General features: G+C 65.9%; 22 protein-coding genes. 19 read left to right on the top strand and 3 right to left on the bottom strand.

Annotation, left to right across the window (positions count from 1 at the left end; genetic code table 11):
- The first annotated feature begins 98 nt into the window (after positions 1–98).
- From pspA to GTZ99_RS02825, 8 genes are read left to right on the top strand one after another with little or no spacing between them, the layout of a single operon-like run.
- Positions 99–830 (top strand): phage shock protein PspA, encoded by a 732-nt coding sequence (gene pspA / locus GTZ99_RS02860; protein WP_320076629.1) that lies wholly within the window; start codon positions 99–101, stop codon positions 828–830.
- Between the two features lie 4 nt (positions 831–834).
- Entirely contained in the window at positions 835–1,104 is a 270-nt protein-coding gene (gene pspB, locus GTZ99_RS02855) for an envelope stress response membrane protein PspB (RefSeq protein ID WP_161716756.1), read from the top strand.
- Complete coding sequence (pspC, locus tag GTZ99_RS02850) at positions 1,101–1,475, top strand: envelope stress response membrane protein PspC (protein WP_161716755.1); 375 nt, start codon at positions 1,101–1,103, stop codon at positions 1,473–1,475. The genes pspB and pspC overlap by 4 nt, the downstream gene beginning before the upstream one ends.
- 26 nt (positions 1,476–1,501) lie before the next feature.
- Complete coding sequence (locus GTZ99_RS02845) at positions 1,502–1,762, top strand: hypothetical protein (protein ID WP_161716754.1); 261 nt, start codon at positions 1,502–1,504, stop codon at positions 1,760–1,762.
- Positions 1,763–1,781: 19 nt separating this feature from the next.
- Positions 1,782–2,063, top strand: a complete 282-nt coding sequence (locus GTZ99_RS02840; RefSeq protein ID WP_161716753.1) for a hypothetical protein — start codon at positions 1,782–1,784, stop codon at positions 2,061–2,063.
- A 26-nt stretch (positions 2,064–2,089) separates the two neighbouring features.
- Complete coding sequence (locus tag GTZ99_RS02835) at positions 2,090–2,332, top strand: hypothetical protein (RefSeq protein ID WP_161716752.1); 243 nt, start codon at positions 2,090–2,092, stop codon at positions 2,330–2,332.
- 55 nt (positions 2,333–2,387) lie between these two features.
- Positions 2,388–2,810, top strand: a complete 423-nt coding sequence (locus GTZ99_RS02830) for a SufE family protein (protein WP_161716751.1) — start codon at positions 2,388–2,390, stop codon at positions 2,808–2,810.
- A gap of 7 nt (positions 2,811–2,817) precedes the next feature.
- Positions 2,818–3,168 carry a YbaN family protein gene (locus GTZ99_RS02825; protein ID WP_161716750.1) on the top strand — a complete coding sequence of 117 codons (351 nt, stop codon included), beginning with the start codon at positions 2,818–2,820 and terminating at the stop codon, positions 3,166–3,168.
- A gap of 218 nt (positions 3,169–3,386) precedes the next feature.
- On the opposite strand, the gene GTZ99_RS02820 is transcribed toward GTZ99_RS02825, so the two are convergent.
- On the bottom strand, positions 3,387–3,905 hold the full coding sequence (locus GTZ99_RS02820) for a sterol desaturase family protein (RefSeq protein WP_161716749.1): 519 nt from the start codon (positions 3,903–3,905) through the stop codon (positions 3,387–3,389).
- A 173-nt stretch (positions 3,906–4,078) separates the two neighbouring features.
- Here GTZ99_RS02820 and leuC point away from each other — a divergent pair, with 173 nt between their 5' ends.
- The 8 genes from leuC (at position 4,079) to GTZ99_RS02785 (ending at position 9,479) form a co-directional block, all read left to right on the top strand.
- A complete protein-coding gene (leuC, locus tag GTZ99_RS02815) occupies positions 4,079–5,512 on the top strand; it encodes a 3-isopropylmalate dehydratase large subunit (protein WP_161716748.1) in 1,434 nt (477 codons plus the stop codon).
- A gap of 157 nt (positions 5,513–5,669) precedes the next feature.
- Complete coding sequence (locus GTZ99_RS02810) at positions 5,670–5,885, top strand: hypothetical protein (protein WP_161716747.1); 216 nt, start codon at positions 5,670–5,672, stop codon at positions 5,883–5,885.
- Positions 5,886–5,966: 81 nt separating this feature from the next.
- A complete protein-coding gene (locus GTZ99_RS16715; protein WP_201742341.1) occupies positions 5,967–6,137 on the top strand; it encodes a hypothetical protein in 171 nt (56 codons plus the stop codon).
- A 36-nt stretch (positions 6,138–6,173) separates the two neighbouring features.
- Positions 6,174–6,764, top strand: a complete 591-nt coding sequence (gene leuD / locus GTZ99_RS02805) for a 3-isopropylmalate dehydratase small subunit (RefSeq protein WP_161716746.1) — start codon at positions 6,174–6,176, stop codon at positions 6,762–6,764.
- 267 nt (positions 6,765–7,031) lie between these two features.
- Complete coding sequence (locus GTZ99_RS02800; protein WP_161716745.1) at positions 7,032–7,355, top strand: DUF1476 domain-containing protein; 324 nt, start codon at positions 7,032–7,034, stop codon at positions 7,353–7,355.
- 166 nt (positions 7,356–7,521) lie between these two features.
- Complete coding sequence (locus GTZ99_RS02795) at positions 7,522–7,755, top strand: BolA/IbaG family iron-sulfur metabolism protein (protein ID WP_161716744.1); 234 nt, start codon at positions 7,522–7,524, stop codon at positions 7,753–7,755.
- 129 nt (positions 7,756–7,884) lie between these two features.
- Entirely contained in the window at positions 7,885–8,214 is a 330-nt protein-coding gene (grxD, locus tag GTZ99_RS02790; protein WP_161716743.1) for a Grx4 family monothiol glutaredoxin, read from the top strand.
- A 470-nt stretch (positions 8,215–8,684) separates the two neighbouring features.
- Positions 8,685–9,479, top strand: coding sequence for an NUDIX hydrolase (locus GTZ99_RS02785; protein WP_161716742.1), 795 nt, complete (start codon positions 8,685–8,687; stop codon positions 9,477–9,479).
- On the opposite strand, the gene GTZ99_RS02780 is transcribed toward GTZ99_RS02785, so the two are convergent.
- The gene (locus GTZ99_RS02780) at positions 9,476–9,814 is read right to left on the bottom strand and encodes a PilZ domain-containing protein (protein WP_227711035.1); all 339 of its coding nucleotides are present in this window, start codon (positions 9,812–9,814) and stop codon (positions 9,476–9,478) included. The two genes, GTZ99_RS02785 and GTZ99_RS02780, sit on opposite strands and share 4 nt — an antisense overlap.
- A 122-nt stretch (positions 9,815–9,936) precedes the next feature.
- Here GTZ99_RS02780 and GTZ99_RS02775 point away from each other — a divergent pair, with 122 nt between their 5' ends.
- From GTZ99_RS02775 to GTZ99_RS02765, 3 genes are all read left to right on the top strand, one after another.
- Complete coding sequence (locus GTZ99_RS02775) at positions 9,937–11,724, top strand: gamma-glutamyltransferase family protein (protein ID WP_161716741.1); 1,788 nt, start codon at positions 9,937–9,939, stop codon at positions 11,722–11,724.
- 235 nt (positions 11,725–11,959) lie between these two features.
- Positions 11,960–13,813, top strand: a complete 1,854-nt coding sequence (locus GTZ99_RS02770) for a methyl-accepting chemotaxis protein (RefSeq protein WP_161716740.1) — start codon at positions 11,960–11,962, stop codon at positions 13,811–13,813.
- 269 nt (positions 13,814–14,082) lie between these two features.
- Entirely contained in the window at positions 14,083–14,385 is a 303-nt protein-coding gene (locus GTZ99_RS02765) for an energy transducer TonB (RefSeq protein WP_227711034.1), read from the top strand.
- Positions 14,386–14,485: 100 nt separating this feature from the next.
- Here GTZ99_RS02765 and GTZ99_RS02760 read toward each other — a convergent pair whose 3' ends face one another.
- Positions 14,486–15,022, bottom strand: coding sequence for a GNAT family N-acetyltransferase (locus GTZ99_RS02760; protein ID WP_227711033.1), 537 nt, complete (start codon positions 15,020–15,022; stop codon positions 14,486–14,488).
- Between the last annotated feature and the right edge of the window lie 22 nt (positions 15,023–15,044).

Raw genomic sequence — 15,044 nt, 5'->3', positions numbered from 1 at the left:
CCGGCGCGGGTCCGGGGCGCCGCCTTTCCCCGCTGCCTGCCGTACCCCCGGCCGTCAGCGGCCACGGCGCCCCGACCCGTTTCCGACTTGACACCGAGATCGAAAAGTTTCGCCATACCCCCAACATCCCTTCCGCAGCCGGAGCACCCCTGATGGGCATCTTTTCCCGCACCCGTGACATCATCGCCGCCAATTTCTCCGACCTGCTGGACAAGGCCGAGGACCCCTCCAAAATGATCCGCATGATCATTCTGGAGATGGAGGAAACGCTGGTCGAAGTCCGCGCCAGCGCCGCCCGCACCATCGCCGACCAAAAGGAAATGCGCCGCCACGTCGAGAAGCTGGACCGGCTACAGGCCGATTGGGGTGACAAGGCGCAGCTGGCCCTGTCCAAGGACCGCGAGGATCTGGCCCGCGCCGCGCTGGTGGAAAAGCGCAAGGCGGGCGACATGGCCGACCAGTTGAACGGCGAGATCGCCGTGCTGGAGGACAGTTTGCGCGCCTATGAGGCCGACATTGAAAAGCTGCAAACCCGCCTGCGCGAGGCCCGCAGCCGTCAGACCGCCATCGCCGCCCGGCTGGAATCGGCCGAGAACCGCGTCAAGCTGCGCACGCTGCTGGCCAGCGAGCGGGTGGACGAGGCGATGGCCCGCTTTGACGCGCTGGAGCGCCGGGTGGACTTTGCCGAGGGCCGCGCCGACGCGCTGAGCCTGGCCGAGGGCAAGACGCAGAGTCTGGCCGACGAGATCGCCGCGCTGGGTCAGGCCGACAAGGTGGACGAGGAGCTGGAAGCGCTCAAGCGCCAGCTTTCCGCCAAGAAGGAGGGCTGAGCCCATGGCCGAGGATATTCTGGTCCCGATCTTTGTCTGCGGCTTTCTGTTTGTCGGCATGCCGTGGATCATCCTGCATTACGTCACCAAGTGGAAAACATCGGCCACGCTGACCCGCGATGACGAGGCGATGCTGGAGGAACTGTACCAACTGGCCCGCCGTCTGGACGACCGCATGAACACGGTCGAGCGGCTGGTCCGCGCCGATCACCCCGATTTCACGCCGGCGGGCAGCTCCGCCGAACGCACCTTTGCCGAAAGGACCCAGCCGTGAGCACGCTGCACACCCGCTTTTACAAGGACAAGGCCAACGGCAAGTTTCTGGGCGTGTGCGCCGGCCTTGCCGATTACACCGGCATTGACGTGCTGTGGGTGCGCGTCATCACGGTCACGCTGTTCTTCACGGTCGGCTTTGTCGTGCCGATCTATTTTGCCATCGCCATCCTGGCCGATGACAAGCCGCAAGAGCTGTACGCCGATCGCGCCGAACAGCGGTTCTGGCAGGGGGTGCGTCAGTCGCCCACCCGTACAACGCGCGAAGTGCGCGCCCAGTTCCGCGACATCGACCGCCGCCTGGCCGCGGTGGAAGCCTATTATGTCTCGTCCAACCCGCGTCTGGCGGCAGAGATCGAAAACCTGCGCTAAGGCGCAATAATGGGGGGAATTGCATCATGGCCATGTTCTGGTCGTTTCTGATCCCGATGCTGGCGCTTTCGATCCCGATTGTCGCCATCGTCACCAAACACCGCCAACGCATCGCCGAAATCGCCGCGCAGGCCGCGATGCAGGGCCATGCGGTGCCGCCGCAACTGATCGCGGCCCAGACCGAGCGCCTGCGCGAGCTGGAAGAACGCGTGCGCGTGCTGGAACGCATCCTGACCGACGAGCGCCAGAGCCGCGATCTGGCCGCGCAAATCGAAAACCTGCGCTGATTGTCCGTGGAGAGCTGACGTGCATCACCAATATGGCATTATCGTTCCGCTGATCTGGGCCGGTTTGTTTGCCGGCATGATGGTCCTGCGCCACCGCCGCAAAATGGCACTGATCGCCATGGGCGGCGGCCAGCGCCCGCCCTTTGCCGCCCCATCCCCCGCCGCCGATTGGCGCGACGCGGAAATCGCCCAGTTGCGTGAACGGGTGCGCGTGCTGGAACGCATCGCCACCGCGCCCCACACCGACGAACGCCGCAGCGCCGATCTGGCCGCGCAAATCGAAGCCCTGCGCGACCGCTAAGCCGCCCTCATCCGAAAGGCCATCCCATGCCCGCACCTGACCTCTATTTCGCCCTGAGCGGCCTGATCGCCGTCACCGTCTGCGCGCTGGTGGGATTGCGCGGATGGCAGGGCTGGCTGGCGCTGAAATCGCGCGAACTGGAACTGATTGGCGGCGGCAGCCCGGTCGATCCCCAGCCCTATACAGCGGCCGCCAGCCGGATCGAACTGGCCGACCTGAAAGAACGCATCCGCAAGCTGGAAGCGATCGCGGCCGGGGTGGATCTGTGACCATGATGGGCGCTTGGGGTTGATCTGCAACCCGGTTGAACGCTATCGCGGGTCCATGCGCACGCTGAATGACATTTTCGAGGAATATGACTTCCTTGACGCCGATGAACGCTATCGCCTGCTGATCGAACTGGGGCGCGCGCTGGAGCCGATGCCCGACGCGCTGAAAACCGACGCGACGCTGGTGCGCGGCTGTTCGGCCAGCGTATGGGTCTATCCCGCGCCGGGCGAAGCGGGCCGCTTGCACTTTCTGGCCGACAGCAACGCCGCCATCACCAAGGGCATCATCGCGCTGGTGCTGGCCGCGGTGCAGGGCCAGCCCGCCGCCGATGTCGCGGGCATGGACATTGCCGCCGCTCTGGCCCCGTTTGACCTGAAGAACCAGTTGTCCAGCAACCGCACGCAGGGTGTGCCCAACATGATCGCCCTGATCCGGCAACACGCCGCCCGCATCGCCGGGCTGGACGTTCAGGCCTGATCGGCCGATGCGCCGCCACCTCTATCGGGCGGCGGGCCTGTTCTTTGTCGGTCTGGGGGTGGTGGGCGCTTTCCTGCCACTGCTGCCCACGGTGCCGTTTCTGCTGCTGGCGCTGTTCTTTTTCGCGCGGTCGAACCCGGCGTGGGAACAGCGCCTGTTACACCACCCCTCCTATGGCCCGCCGCTGCGCCAATGGCGCGAACGCCGCGCCATCCCCCGCCGGGCCAAGATCGCCGCGCTGACCGCCATGGGCGTGTCTGTGGCGATCACCGCGCTGACCGCTGGATGGCCATGGGTGCTGATCCCTGTGGGCGTGATGGCGCTGTCGGGCTCGTGGATCTGGACCCGCGCCGAATAGCCTGCCCGCGCGGCCCCGCCTGATGCGAGTTTTTCCATCGTCACTGCCACCATCCCCCAAACGGGGGATGCAGCGCCGTAACGCACTGTATATTTACCTAACGCGACCCGAAGGATGATCAGCTTGCTGAAATCCTTTATACTTGCCCGGACCGCACATGCGCGGTCCGGGCTTTTTTTTACGGCAAGAGGTTCGGGTTCTGTATCACATGGGCGCGCTCAGCCCAGATCGGCCTCGCGCACCACGGCGATGCCGGCCTTGCGCTGCTCGGCCAGATCGCGTTTCAACGCGGCCGGATCGCGGGCAAAGACGAAGCCGAACGAGACGCCGCCTTCCTTGCCCACGGTCGCATGGTGCAGCTTGTGCGCCTGCACCAGCCGCTTGGCATAGCCGCGCTTGGGGACGTATCGGAAATAGCGCTGGTGGATCAGCCCATCGTGGATCAGCGAATAGACCACGCCATAGGCCAAAATGCCCAGCCCGATGAACGTGCCCGGTGCCCAGGCGTTCGCCCCCATGATCATCGGGCTGCCGATGACAAAGGCGCTGATGCTCATCGCCGCGCCCACCAGCGCGTACAGGTCGTTCTTTTCCAGCAGGCGGTCGTGGCGTTCGTGATGATCCCGGTGCCAGCCCCAGCCCCAGCCGTGCATGATGTATTTGTGGGCGGACCACGCCACGCCCTCCATGATCAGGAAGGTGGCAATGATGATCGAGAGCGCGGCAAGGGTCGACATGGCCGCCACCATACCCCCACCGCCTGCGCCTGACCAGACGGGCAAAAGGTCACACCCGTTTTCCGCCTGTCGGACAGGGCCGCGCCCCGCCCCCGCGCTGCAAAGCTTTGCGCGCTTTGACGCAAGCACAAACCCTTGCCATTCGGCGCGCCCGGTCCTAGGTCGGCGGCATTATGACCAACACCGCGCGCACGCTTTACGAAAAGATCTGGGACGCCCACGTTGTCGAACGCCGCGACGATGGCACCTGCCTGATCTATATCGACCGCCATCTGGTGCATGAAGTCACCAGCCCGCAGGCTTTCGAGTCGCTCCGCACGTCAGGCCGCAAGGTTCGCCGCCCCGACCTGACGCTGGCGGTGCCCGATCACAACCTGCCCACCACCCCGCGCCGCACCGCGACAGGCGCCCGCGTGCCGATCGCCGATGCCGAAAGCGCGCAGCAGCTCGAAGCGCTGGAGGCCAATGCCCCCGCTTTTGGCATCCGCTACATCGGTGACGCGGACGCGGAACAGGGCATCGTCCATGTCGTCGGCCCGGAACAGGGCTTTTCGCTGCCCGGCGCGACGATCGTGTGCGGCGACAGCCACACCGCCTGCCACGGCGGTCTGGGCGCGCTGGCTTTTGGCATCGGCACTTCCGAGGTCGAACATGTGCTGGCCACCCAAACCCTGCTGCTCAAGCAGTCCAAGACGATGGAAGTGCGCGTCGAGGGCGACCTGCCCGCCGGCCTTTCGTCCAAGGACCTGATCCTGCACATCATCGGCGTGGTTGGCACGGCCGGCGGCACGGGCCATGTCATCGAATACCGCGGCAAGGTGTTCGAGGAGATGAGCATCGAGGGTCGTCTGACGGTGTGCAACATGTCGATCGAGGCTGGCGCGCGCGCTGGCCTGGTCGCGCCGGACGCCAAGACCATCGCCTATGTCCAGGGCCGCCCGATGGCGCCCAAGGGCGAGGCATGGGACAAGGCCGTGGCCTGGTGGAACAGCCTGCGCACCGACGAGGGCGCGACCTTTGACAAGAGCGTGGTGATCAACGCGGCCGATGTACAGCCCACCGTGACATGGGGCACCAGCCCCGAGGATACCGTCGCCATCGGCGGCGTGGTCCCCGCGCCCGAAAGCTTTGCCGATGCGTCCAAGCAGGACGCCGCGCGCAAGAGCCTGGAATATATGGGCCTGACGCCGGGTCAGCGCATGGACGAGCTGGAAGTGCAGAACATCTTCATCGGCAGCTGCACCAACAGCCGCATCGAGGATCTGCGCGCCGCTGCCGAAGTGCTCAAGGGCCGCAAGAAGCACCCGAACATCAAGTGGGCGATCATCGTCCCCGGTTCGGGTCTGGTCAAGGCGCAGGCCGAGGCCGAAGGTCTGGACAAGATCTTTGTCGAGGCCGGGATCGAATGGCGCGAGCCGGGCTGTTCGGCCTGCCTTGGCATGAACCCGGACAAGGTGCCCGCTGGCGAGCGTTGCGCGAGCACGTCGAACCGCAACTTTGTCGGGCGGCAAGGTCCGGGCGCGCGCACCCATCTGGTGTCGCCCGCCATGGCCGCCGCCGCCGCCGTCACGGGCAAGCTGACCGATGTGCGCAGCCTGACCAACTGAACCAACCACCCCTCTGGCGGGACGCCCCACGGCCCCCGCCAGAGAAGGTAAACATTTGACCGGATTTCCGTTAACCCTGATCGGGAACCAAGGCTTCAGCGTCATCGGGCCATGACATCCCTGCGGCAAAGACGCCGTTGGGGGATCAAGGCTCAGCATGAACCATTTGGTTGAAACGGTGATCGGCGGCGTGCTGGTGATAGGCGGCGTGGGTTTGCGCCTGCTGCTCTCGCCCCGGCTGCACCGTTCGATCCACCGCTCGATCCGCCAAAGCTCGATCGAGGCGATGGAGCACAATCTGGCGCTGTATGAACAGGCCAAGGCCGCCCGCGCCAAGGGCCAGCGCCCGGTTCACCCCGAGCACTGGCAATAGGCCACAGGGGGCACGGAAACGGTCAGAATTTCGGGAAGCCACCTCTTGCGCGTGCCGCTGGGTGGATACATATGAAACGGTATGACTGAACCCAAGGAAAAGTCCGCCAAGACCTGGACCAACGCTGCCGCGCTGGCCGGTGCCGCCATCGGTTCAGCCGCGCTGGCCGCGGCGGTCCTGTACGTCTCGCGCCGCAAGGCCAAGGCGAACGAGACTCCCAGTCATCCCGAAGATGCGCCCGAAACCGATTGATGTCCCGCTGATTTGTCGACCAAAGGCTGACCACCCATGAACCCCATCCGCCAAGTTTCCGGCCGCGCGATCCCGTTCGGCCGAAAGAACGTCGACACCGACGTCATCATCCCGGCCCGCTGGCTGAAGACCATCACGCGTGAGGGTTTGGGCAAGGGCGCGTTCGAGGCGCTGCGCGAAGACCCGGCCAATATTTTCGATTCGGCCGAATTTGCCGGCAGCCCGATCCTGATCGCGGGCGACAATTTCGGCTGCGGCTCCAGCCGTGAGCACGCCGCATGGGCGCTGCTGGATCTGGGCATCACCTGCGTTATCGCCCCCAGCTTTTCCGACATCTTTTCGGGCAACGCGTTCAAGAACGGCATCCTGACCGTGTGCCTGCCGCAGGAGGCGATCGACCGCCTGATGGAAGTGGCGCAGGAGCAGCCGATCGACATCGATCTGGAAACCCAGACCGTCACGACGCCGTTCCAGGACCGTTTCAGCTTTGAGATCGACCCGTTCCGCAAGCATTGCCTGCTGGAAGGTCTGGACGAGGTGGGGCTGACGCTGGCGCGCGACGCCGCCATCGCCGCGCATGAGGCCAAGGTGGCGCAAAACCTGCCGTTTCTGGCCGGCGCCGCCTAAACACCGGCCGCCCGCCCCAACGCCAAGGCCCCGCCCCGGCATCGTCCGTGGCGGGGCTTTTGTCTTTACGCACCACGGCTTTGCGCCCGCGCAATGACATCGCCCCCGCACCCTGCTGCACTGCCCTTAGCGACAGGGCCATAGCAACAGGGCCCATAGCGCCAGAGCCGGTTCGGCGGGGCACCACCGATCAGGCGCCAATCAGGGATTGACCCTGTGCGGCATCGGGCTCTATCGCCTATAGGAAACAAGGGGACACCGCCTGACATGACTACCTTCAACGACCGCGAACGCGCCGAGGAAGCCAAGTTTGCCCATGATGAGGAAATGGAATTCCGCATCCATGCCCGCCGCAACCGCCTGATGGGCGCTTGGGCGGCCGAGCGCATGTCGCTCTCGCCGGCAGAGGCGGAGGCCTATGCCAAGAGCGTGGTGCAGGCCGATTTTGAGGAAGCGGGCGACGAGGATGTCATCCGCAAGATTCTGGGCGACCTGATCAGCGCCGGGCTGGACGCCGATGAGGCGCAGGTGCGCGCCGCCATGAAGGTCAAGGAAATCGAGGCCCGCCGCGCGCTGATGGGCGAGGCGTAAGGCATAACAAACCCACGTCACCGTCGCCGGAGGCCCTGCGCGGGGCCATCGGGCGGCGGCCTGACGCCTGATGGCGCGCCCTCTTGGCAGACGCGCCGCGCGCCCCCATATGCGGGCCTAACCGCAGGCCAGTCCGGCCCGCCGATTGCTGTACAGGAACGCCCCCATGCCCATGCCCGCTCATCAGATCGAAGAGCTGATCCGCGCCGCTTTGCCCGATGCCCAGGTGACCATCACCGATCTGGCGGGCGATGGCGATCATTACGCCGCGCATGTCGTTTCGGCAGCCTTCACCGGCAAACCCCGCATCGCCCAGCACAAGCTGGTGTTTGCCGCTTTGGGCGGGCGCATGGGCGGGGAATTGCACGCGCTGCAACTGACCACCGCCCTGCCAGCCTGAACCAAGCTGGCCTGAACCAAGCGGGCGTGATCGCCCCGCCCCCCGGTTGACGCGGCCGGCAAAGCCGCGCATTTTCCCGATACCCCCGATTTTCCCGCCGCCCCCGGCGCAGCCATCAGGACACCGACCATGACCGACACCAACGCCCGCATCGCCGACATCGTCAACAGCCATGACGTCGTGCTGTTCATGAAGGGCACGCCGCTGTTCCCGCAATGTGGCTTTTCCAGCCGCGCGGTGGGCATTCTGGAACGTCTGGGCGTGGAGTTCCACGGCGTGGACGTGTTGCAGGACATGGACATCCGTCAGGGCATCAAGGCCTATTCCGACTGGCCGACGATCCCCCAGCTGTATGTGAAGGGTGAGTTTCTGGGCGGCAGCGACATCATGATGGAGATGTATGAGGCGGGCGAACTGGCCGCCGTGCTGGCCGACAACGGCATCGCCGCACAGGGCTAATCACGGGGCCAAACGCCCCACCCCATGACGCGACAAAGGCCGCCCTGTCCGGGGCGGCCTTTTTGCTGTGCGCTGTTTGGGGGAAAAGGGCCCGCGGCCGCCCCGATGATGGAGACTGGGAAAACATCATCGGGGCGACGGGGGGACTGGCGGGGCCGAGGAGACCGTTTCGGCCCCGCCATGTTGCTCGAAACGGGAAGGAGGGCATCGCGGAGACCGGGTGCGGTGCCCCCCAATTCGAGACTGCTTGGGGTACAACAGACTATGCATAGCCCGTGCCAATTTCGCAGAACCGCAGAAAATCGGCATTTTCACCGCTTTGGCAAAAATCACCGCCGCGCCAAGTGTAAAGTGTTCCGACAAATCCCCCGCCTCCCCCTGTAAAAAAGCCGACACCTGCCCCCGATCCCACCATCCTGCCCCTTTTGCCGCTTGCCAATCGGGCGGGCGCTGCGCCACCACTGCGCGCCATGAGCCATACCCCTGACGAGAACGCCCCTTGGGTGCCCGCCGCCACGCTGGTGATCTTTCGCCATGGTGCGGCGGGCGGCCCGCCCGAATTGCTGATGGTGCAACGCGCCCGCGCGATGCGTTTTGCCGGGGGCGCCTGCGTCTTTCCCGGCGGTCGGGTGGACCCGGCCGACATGGATCTGGCCGCCACGCTGGCCAGCGCCCACCCCGCGATCGAGGCCGAGGACATGGCCGGACGCATCGCCGCCATCCGCGAAACGCTGGAGGAGACCGGGCTGGCGGTGGGGTTGCGCGCGGACAATGGCGCAGCGATCACCGCGGCCTGCGCCGCACGCGCGCGCGATGTGCTGCAACAGGCGGGCGCGCTGGCGCCAATGCTGACGGCGATGGGCTGGCAGGTGCTGCCCGACGCGCTGGTGCCTTTTGCCCGGTGGCGGTCCAATCCGGTGCGGCGGTTCGACACGCGGTTCTATCTGATCGACATCGGCACGGGCGCGGTGGACATCGCGGCCGACACCACCGAAAACACCCGCGCGTTCTGGAGCAGCGCCGCCGATACGCTGCGCGGGGATGAGGCGGGGGAATTGTCGGTGATCTTTCCCACCCGGCGCAATCTGGAGCGGCTGGCGCGCTTTGCCTGCTATGCCGATGCGGCCGACCACGCGCGCGCAACGCCCATGCCGATCATCCGCGCCCGCATCGTGCAGCAGGCGGGCGAGGAATGGCTGACCATCCCCGAAGGGCTGGGCTATCCGGTGGTGGCCGAAAGGATGGCGCTGGCCAAACGCGGTTAGTCCGGCGCGCCAGTCCCGGCCGCGCGCGCCGCGTCATAGGTGCGGGCCAGAAAATCGACCACCGGCCCATACAGCGGCGCGTCAAATTCCACCCCCACCTGTTCGCCCGCGATCCAGCGCACAACGCCGGGAATGGCTTCCAACCCATCAGGGCGGATCAGCACGCGCATCCCTCTTGTCACATGCAAACTGTGCAGCCGCAGGCCACAGCCCTGCGTCGAAATATCGGTCAGCACCGCCGCATCGCGCATCCCGGCAGCCGTGCGGCACCGCGCCATCAGATGGACGGGCAGTCGGGGCATGCGACGGGGATCGGCAGGGCTGGTGGCGGTCATCTGCGCAGACCTACCATGGCCACGCTTAACACTTTGCCAAGGCGGCCGGATATCCCTATCCTGATCGGCCGCCTCACGGCCCCCGCCCGCCTTTCGGAGAACATCGCGTGCCCCGTTCCGCCATGCCCCTGCCCATCGCCCCTGTTGTGCCGCGCCGCCGCTGGCCAGTGGCGCTGGTGCTGGCGGCGCTGACCGGGCTGGGCGCGCCCAGCGCCCTGCCCGCCCAACCCCTGCCCGCCCAACCCCTGCCCGCAAAACCCGCCTCACGCCAAGCGGGCGTGGCGGCCCATGCGATGGTGGTGGCGGCCAATCCGTTGGCGGTACAGGCAGGCTTGCAGGTGCTGCGCGCGGGCGGCACGGCGGTGGACGCGGCGGTGGCGGTGCAGGCGGTGCTGGGTCTGGTCGAACCGCAAAGCAGTGGTTTGGGCGGCGGCGCGTTCATGGTGCATTACGATGCCAAAACGCGCAAAGTCACCGCCTATGACGGCCGCGAGGTCGCGCCAAAGGGCGCCGATCCGCGCCAGTTCTATGGGCCGGACGGGCGGCTGATGACCTATCCGGTGGCGGTGACGGGGGGCATTTCCACTGGCGTTCCGGGCGCGGTCGCCATGCTGGAAATGGCGCAAAAAGACCATGGCCACCTGCCATGGCGCAGCCTTTTCGTGCCCGCCCGGCAATTGGCGATGGAGGGCTTTATCGTTTCGCCCCGATTGGCAGGCATGATCGCCAGCGGCGCGCCACAGGCCCAAGGGGCGGACGCCACGGCCTATTTTACCAAGCCGGATGGCACACGCTATCAGGCGGGCGACCGGCTGATCAACCGCGCCTATGGCCAAACGCTGGACCGCATCGCGTTAAAGGGCGCGGCGGGCATCCTGACGGGACCTGTGGCCGAACGCATCGTCGCGCGGTTGCGTCAGGGGCCCAACCCGTCCAGCATGACGCTGGCCGATCTGGCCACCTATCAGCCCCGCCGCACCGAGGCGCTGTGCCGCCCCTATCGCCGCCATGTCATCTGCTCGCCCCAGGCGCCGTCGGGCGGCGTGGTGGTGCAACAGGGGCTGGGCATTCTGGCCCATACCGCGATCGACCACAGCGGCCCCGCCGATCCGCAGGGCTGGTATCTGTTGGCGCAGGCCAGCCGCCTGGCCTATGCCGACCGCGACCGTTACGAAGGCGACCCCGCCTTTGTGCGCTTTCCGGCCGGGTTGCTGGCCAATGATTACCTCAAGGCGCGCGCCGGGCTGATCGGGCCGATGGCCACGCCTGTGACCTATGGCACGCCCGCCGACGCGCCCTGTCCCGGCGCGGCATGCCCCGCGCCCGATGCCACCCGCGAACCGGGCGGGACCAGCCATTTCGCCATCGTCGACACACAGGGCAATGCCGTGTCGATGACCAGCACGGTTGAAAGCCTGTTTGGCAGCGGGCGGATGGTTGACGGCTTTTTCCTGAACAACCAGTTGACTGACTTTAGCTGGGCGCCGGTGGCGCAGGACGGCACGCCGGCCGCCAACGCGCTGGCGCCGGGCAAGCGTCCGCGCTCCAGCATGAGCCCGCTGATCATCCTGACCCCGGATGGCCAATTGGCGGGCGCGGTGGGATCGCCGGGCGGTTCGTCGATCATCGCCTATGTGTTAAAGGCGACGGTGGCGATGCTGGACTGGAAAATGGCGCCGCAGGACGCGGTGGCGCTGCCCAATCTGGTGGCCAATGGCGATCGCTATGGCGCGGATGCCTTTGCGCCGGACATCGCGGCCGCACTGGCGGCGCGGGGGATGCCGTTGCAATCGGGGCGGGGCGAAAATTCGGGCCTGCATGCCTTTGTCGTGCGGCGCGGGCCGGGCGGCGAGCGGCAATATGTCGGCGGCGCAGACCCCCGGCGCGAGGGCCTCGCGCGGGGCTTTTGACCCGCGCGGACGAAATGGCACGCGGGGTTTTTAACCCGCGCGGACCAAATGGCACGCGGGGCTTTTGACCCGCGCGGACCAAATGGCACGCGGGGCTTTTGACCCGCGCGTCAGGGCATATCCTAGGAGAATGTAACCGGTATTCCCCGTAATGCTCCCCAATCCGCGCCGACGATTCCGTGAGTATTTGTCCGATATAGGCAGATCTGCGCGAATTGTTTTGGGGAGACATGGTTTGCCTCGTCTGGGAATATCGGCCAAATTGCTGGCCTGCTTTGCCGTCCTGCTGCTGGCGATGATCGGCATGGGCGGATTTGCCTTGGTCAAGATCGGGGAAGTCAACGAGCGGGCGATGGAACTGCGCAGCCGCTGGTTGCCCGCCTCGCAGTTGATCGGCGACATCCACGCCTATGCCTCGCAGTACCGCATCCGGCAAAGCGAGCATGTGACCGCCGAAACACCCCAGAAAAAGGCCCGTGGCGCCAAGCTGATCGCCAATGCCCAGCAGGCCATCGACCGCATGCTGAGTGACTATGGCAAGCTGGTCACCACGCCCGAACAAAAGGCCGCCTTTGCCAAGCTGCAACAGGATTGGGGCACCTATACCGCCGAAAACGAACGGCTGCTGGCGATGTCCAGCGCGGGCGATGCGGCGGCGGCCACGCTGTTTGCCGGCGATTCGCTGTCGAATTTCTACACCATGGAGGATGACATCCTCCAACTGATCGACCTGAACACCAAGGGCGCGGCCGCTGTGTCCGCCCAGGCCGAACAGATCTATGCCCAGGCGCGCCAGTTCATCATCGGCGCTGCGGGCGGGGGCGTGCTGATCGCGCTGGCGATGCTGGGCCTGTTGATGCAGACGCTGGCCCGCCCGATCGCCCGCATGAGCGAGGCGGTCAAGCAATTGATCGCGGGCGACCTGCATGTTGATGTCCCGGGCACCCACCGCAGCGATGAACTGGGCAGTCTGGCGCGCGCGCTGGACAGCTTCAAGGACCTGTTTGCCGCCGATTCCAACCGCAGCGCCGCCGAAGCCGAGCGCGCCCGTCAGGCGCAGGTGACGATCGATGCGCTGGGCGGCGGGCTGACCGCGCTGGCGCAGGGCAATCTGACCTATCGCGTGGCGGAAAACGGCCATGGCGAACTGGGCCGCCTGCATGTCACCTTCAACGAAGCCGTGACGCGTCTGGCCCATGTGATGAACGACATCGTAACCGGCTGCAACGCCATCCGCGCCGGCACCGACGAGATCGCCGCCGCCTCGTCCGACCTGTCGCGGCGGACCGAGCATCAGGCCAACTCGCTTGCGGAAACCTCGCGCACACTCAACGAGTTTTCGAACACAATTCAGGTGACGGCTGAAAACACCCGCCAAACCAGCAGCCGTCTGGCCACCACCCGCCGCACCGCCGAAACGGTCGACGCCACCGCCCATCAGGCGATCAGCGCAATGCGGGCCATCGAAAGCTCCAGCCGCGAAATGGCCGAGATCATCGGCGTGATCGACGGCATCGCGTTCCAGACCAACCTGTTGGCGCTGAACGCCGGGGTCGAGGCGGCGCGTGCCGGTGACGCGGGCAAAGGCTTTGCCGTGGTGGCCAACGAGGTGCGGGCGCTGGCCCAACGCAGCGCGGACGCTGCCAAGGATATCAAGGCCTTGATCACCACCAGCAACGAACAGGTTTCGGGCGGCGTGGAACTCGTGGCCAGCAGCGGCGACGCGCTGCGCCAGATCGTGGGCGAAGTCGCCGCCATCTCGCATCTGGTGGACGAAATCGCCGAGGCCGCCCAGCGGCAGGCCAGCGGCATCAACGAGATCTCGTCCATGGTCACATCCATGGACGAATTCACCCAGCAAAACGCCGCCATGGTCGAGGAAAGCTCGGCCAGCACGCACAACCTGTCGGAGGAAACGGTGCGTCTGGTCGATCAATTGGGCCGTTTCCGGCTGGACGGCGGCGGCAATGCCCCAGCCCCGGCGCGCAGCGCGCCCCCTCTGGCCGCGCCCCCCACCCGCCCGCGGAGCCAGCCCAGCTTTGACGGCAACGCCGCCGTCAAGATCAAAGAGGACTGGTCTGAATTCTGACCAGAGGCAAACCAAATCATCCGTAAAAATACAAGGCCGCATGGGGAAACCCCTGCGGCCTTTTCGCTGGATTTGCGCCGGCTCCGTCAAAATATCACGCAATTTTACCTATGACATTGCGCCAATATGCCAACCACCTTTCTAAAACCCGATTTAGATACCGCGAATCTATACAGACATCACGCGAAGGGAACGCCAAATTCAACGGAAAGAAAGGCATATACATGCTGTCTTTTAAGCAGACGATTGCAGTAGGGGTTTTGGGTGCAATGCTGGCACCGGCGGCGGCAATGGCCGATACGCCCGACTGGCAGCGCGCCGTGGCCCGCGCACTGGCAGCCAAGCAAACCTATCCCACCACCGCCCAGATGCGCGGCGAAGAAGGCACCGCCAAGGTCCGCATCTTTGTCGGCGCCGATGGCAAGGTGCAAAAGGCAGAACTGGTCTCGGGATCGGGTTCGGCCACGCTGGACAAGGAAGCGATGGCCATGCCGGCCCGCGCCGGACAATTGCCGGTGCCACCGGGCGGCGCTGCGGCGGTGATCGTGCCGGTCACCTGGAAGCTGCTGTAACGCTGTACCAGACAGGTTCGCCCATCGGACCTGACCAGAGACCATGAAAAGGGGATCGGCGCCGGGCCGGTCCCCTTTTTCGCGCATTCACAACCGCCGCCTATCCCCGCCGCAGGATGAATTCATCATCGCGGCAATCGCCCACGACAAATTGATATTCCCCCACCCGGTCAAAGCCATAGGCGGCGTAAAAGCGCTGTGCCGGCAGGTTCTGGCTCCAGACGCCGATCCAGATAGCGCCCCCCTGCGCGGTCAGAAACGCCATCGCCGCATCCATCAACCGCCGCCCCAGCCCCAGCCCTTGGGCGCGGCGCAGGACATAGATCTGGTACAATTCACCATCGCCCTCCCGCACATCGGCATGCGGCAATTTGCACGGACCAACATGGGCATAGGCGATCAACGCCCCGTCACTGTCCTCGACCACCCAGGTACCATGGGCGGGATCGGCGATTTCGGCGGCGATGCGCGCGTGGCCATAGGCATCGGCCAGAAACGCCGCCAGATCGGCCGCCGGATAGGGGATGGCAAAGCCGGTGGGGCCAAACGTCTCGACAAAAGTCGCGCGCTTGAGATCGGCCAGCGCGGCCAGATCATCGGCCCGCGCGGGGCGCAACAAAGGGATGCGTGTGTCCATCCCCCGGCGATAGCCCAAGGCC

It is taken from the genome of Novosphingobium ovatum (assembly GCF_009909235.1).
In the GTDB taxonomy this organism is placed as follows: domain Bacteria; phylum Pseudomonadota; class Alphaproteobacteria; order Sphingomonadales; family Sphingomonadaceae; genus Novosphingobium; species Novosphingobium ovatum.
This window is presented reverse-complemented; position numbering and strand designations above follow the sequence as displayed.

Bases quoted from the DNA above. Each gene is read 5' to 3' on its own strand.
- GTZ99_RS02785 (WP_161716742.1), top strand. From the start codon at position 8,685: ATGAGCCATACCCCTGACGAGAACGCCCCTTGGGTGCCCGCCGCCACG.
- GTZ99_RS02810 (WP_161716747.1), top strand. From the start codon at position 5,670: ATGAACCATTTGGTTGAAACGGTGATCGGCGGCGTGCTGGTGATAGGC.
- leuC (WP_161716748.1), top strand. From the start codon at position 4,079: ATGACCAACACCGCGCGCACGCTTTACGAAAAGATCTGGGACGCCCAC.
- GTZ99_RS02820 (WP_161716749.1), bottom strand. From the start codon at position 3,905: ATGTCGACCCTTGCCGCGCTCTCGATCATCATTGCCACCTTCCTGATC.
- pspB (WP_161716756.1), top strand. From the start codon at position 835: ATGGCCGAGGATATTCTGGTCCCGATCTTTGTCTGCGGCTTTCTGTTT.
- GTZ99_RS02760 (WP_227711033.1), bottom strand. From the start codon at position 15,022: ATGGACACACGCATCCCTTTGTTGCGCCCCGCGCGGGCCGATGATCTG.
- GTZ99_RS02845 (WP_161716754.1), top strand. From the start codon at position 1,502: ATGGCCATGTTCTGGTCGTTTCTGATCCCGATGCTGGCGCTTTCGATC.
- GTZ99_RS02780 (WP_227711035.1), bottom strand. From the start codon at position 9,814: ATGACCGCCACCAGCCCTGCCGATCCCCGTCGCATGCCCCGACTGCCC.
- GTZ99_RS16715 (WP_201742341.1), top strand. From the start codon at position 5,967: ATGACTGAACCCAAGGAAAAGTCCGCCAAGACCTGGACCAACGCTGCC.
- GTZ99_RS02825 (WP_161716750.1), top strand. From the start codon at position 2,818: ATGCGCCGCCACCTCTATCGGGCGGCGGGCCTGTTCTTTGTCGGTCTG.
- GTZ99_RS02775 (WP_161716741.1), top strand. From the start codon at position 9,937: ATGCCCCTGCCCATCGCCCCTGTTGTGCCGCGCCGCCGCTGGCCAGTG.
- GTZ99_RS02795 (WP_161716744.1), top strand. From the start codon at position 7,522: ATGCCCATGCCCGCTCATCAGATCGAAGAGCTGATCCGCGCCGCTTTG.
- grxD (WP_161716743.1), top strand. From the start codon at position 7,885: ATGACCGACACCAACGCCCGCATCGCCGACATCGTCAACAGCCATGAC.
- GTZ99_RS02830 (WP_161716751.1), top strand. From the start codon at position 2,388: ATGCGCACGCTGAATGACATTTTCGAGGAATATGACTTCCTTGACGCC.
- leuD (WP_161716746.1), top strand. From the start codon at position 6,174: ATGAACCCCATCCGCCAAGTTTCCGGCCGCGCGATCCCGTTCGGCCGA.
- GTZ99_RS02800 (WP_161716745.1), top strand. From the start codon at position 7,032: ATGACTACCTTCAACGACCGCGAACGCGCCGAGGAAGCCAAGTTTGCC.
- GTZ99_RS02765 (WP_227711034.1), top strand. From the start codon at position 14,083: ATGCTGGCACCGGCGGCGGCAATGGCCGATACGCCCGACTGGCAGCGC.
- GTZ99_RS02835 (WP_161716752.1), top strand. From the start codon at position 2,090: ATGCCCGCACCTGACCTCTATTTCGCCCTGAGCGGCCTGATCGCCGTC.